The following is a 1,725-nucleotide window of genomic DNA, read 5'->3' on the forward strand; positions in this document are numbered from 1 at the left end:
AAATAACGATTTTGTACAGAAATCGCTTATTGTAACACAAAAAATATCTGATCTCTTTTTAAATGCTACAATACGACTTAAAAATGGATATTTTTGGATGAAAAAAGCAACAAAAAAAGAGATCGAAGCACTTAAAACGGCTCTTTTGGAACGCTACAGCGATGCGGTAACCGAACTTAGTTATACCAATGCCTTTGAGTTGGTCATCGCCGTAGCCCTCTCTGCCCAATGCACCGATAAACGGGTCAATCTCATTACTCCTGCCCTATTTAAAGCTTACCCAACACCTCAAGCTCTCGCAAATGCCGATATTGAAGAGGTTAAGCGTCTCATACAAAGCTGCTCCTTTTTTAATAATAAAGCCATCAATCTTATCGCTATGGCAAAAAGAGTGGTAGACGTCTATGGAGGAGAAATTCCTTTGGAGGAGAAAGAGCTTATAACCCTCGGAGGAGTGGGACAAAAAACGGCACATGTTGTCCTGATCGAATACACACAGGCCAATCTAATGGCAGTCGATACACACGTCTTTCGCGTCAGCCACCGTTTAGGGCTCAGCGATGATGTGAGCGCCACTGCCACGGAAGCAACCCTCGTCAAGAAATTCAAAACGAATCTTCATCAATTGCATCAAGGGCTGGTTCTCTTCGGACGCTACATCTGCACGGCTAAAAATCCCAAATGTGACACCGAATGTTTTTTAAATGCATTCTGTAAAAGTAAGGATGGGTTTAAACCCAGATAAGATACAATATCCGAATGAAAAAATACTATTTACTCTTTTTAATGCCGATTTTTATTGCGGGATGTTTTAATGAGCGCGGCGTTAGTCTGCGCTATTACAACGGCTGTGAAGAGTATTATGATGCCCAAGGGTACTATCATAAGCAATGCGACAAAAATATAGTCGATTACTCCGATATCAAAGATGCGTTAGAATCCAATCAGAATCCCAATCACGGAAGCGTCCGATAACCGTTATTTGATAGCGATAAAGGTGGCGAAATTTGCCCATCGGAAAAGAACTTCGCACGTTTTAAATCCGTTATTCTTTGCCATTTGGATATTTTCATTCATGGTGTAGGGGATAAGGACGTTTTCGAGCGCTTCACGTTTTTGGACAATCTCGTATTCACTGTACCCTTGCACTTTTTTAAAATCGTAATAGCAGTCAATCAACTCTTTGTTCAATTTTGGATCTTCACTCACCACTTTTTCACTAAAAATAAAAACACCGCCCTCGTTCAACGTATCACTAATCGTCCGAACCAAAGCATCCCGTACCATCGGACGGATAAATTGCAACGTATAGTTACTGATAATTACTTGTGCTTTTTCGTAAGAGAAGGTGAGAATATCCCCCTCATACAGTTCAATCTGCGAACCGTATGCTTCGAGTTTTTTTCGGGCATGCTCTATCATCGCTACAGAGTTGTCAATGCCGACCAACCGGACATCTCTCTCCTTACCGATCGAGCGCTCAATTTCAAGCAATAACGATGCGGTTGAGCACCCTAAATCATAGACGATCCCACCGTTTGAGAGGGCATTGAGGGCAAAGCGACGGGTAAGGGTTTGGGATTCTTTGTAAAACGGAACCGAGCGTAAGAGCATATCATCAAATACTGCCGCCACATCGGCATCAAATTCAAACTGTTTTGAAATGGGTTTGGTAAAGAGTGTATCGGTTTTCATAAAAAGAATTGTAGCGTAAAGGTGAGCGGT

3 protein-coding genes are annotated in these 1,725 nt (G+C 41.9%); 2 read left to right on the forward strand and 1 reads right to left on the reverse strand.

Annotation, left to right across the window (positions count from 1 at the left end; translation table 11 throughout):
- Window positions 1–97 precede the first annotated feature (97 nt).
- Window positions 98–745, forward strand: a complete 648-nt coding sequence (gene nth, locus A2517_RS07430; RefSeq protein WP_294895655.1) for an endonuclease III — start codon at window positions 98–100, stop codon at window positions 743–745.
- 14 nt (window positions 746–759) lie between these two features.
- Window positions 760–975 carry a hypothetical protein gene (locus A2517_RS07435; RefSeq protein ID WP_294895653.1) on the forward strand — a complete coding sequence of 72 codons (216 nt, stop codon included), beginning with the start codon at window positions 760–762 and terminating at the stop codon, window positions 973–975.
- 3 nt (window positions 976–978) lie between these two features.
- On the opposite strand, the gene cmoA is transcribed toward A2517_RS07435, so the two are convergent.
- Window positions 979–1,695: a carboxy-S-adenosyl-L-methionine synthase CmoA gene (cmoA, locus tag A2517_RS07440; RefSeq protein WP_294895657.1), complete on the reverse strand. Its 717-nt coding sequence runs from the start codon at window positions 1,693–1,695 to the stop codon at window positions 979–981.
- Window positions 1,696–1,725: the final 30 nt, after the last annotated feature.

The sequence above is a fragment of the Sulfuricurvum sp. RIFOXYD12_FULL_44_77 genome (assembly GCF_001830725.1).
GTDB classification, from domain to species: domain Bacteria; phylum Campylobacterota; class Campylobacteria; order Campylobacterales; family Sulfurimonadaceae; genus Sulfuricurvum; species Sulfuricurvum kujiense_A.

Bases quoted from the DNA above. Each gene is read 5' to 3' on its own strand.
- nth (WP_294895655.1), top strand. From the start codon at position 98: ATGAAAAAAGCAACAAAAAAAGAGATCGAAGCACTTAAAACGGCTCTT.
- A2517_RS07435 (WP_294895653.1), top strand. From the start codon at position 760: ATGAAAAAATACTATTTACTCTTTTTAATGCCGATTTTTATTGCGGGA.
- cmoA (WP_294895657.1), bottom strand. From the start codon at position 1,695: ATGAAAACCGATACACTCTTTACCAAACCCATTTCAAAACAGTTTGAA.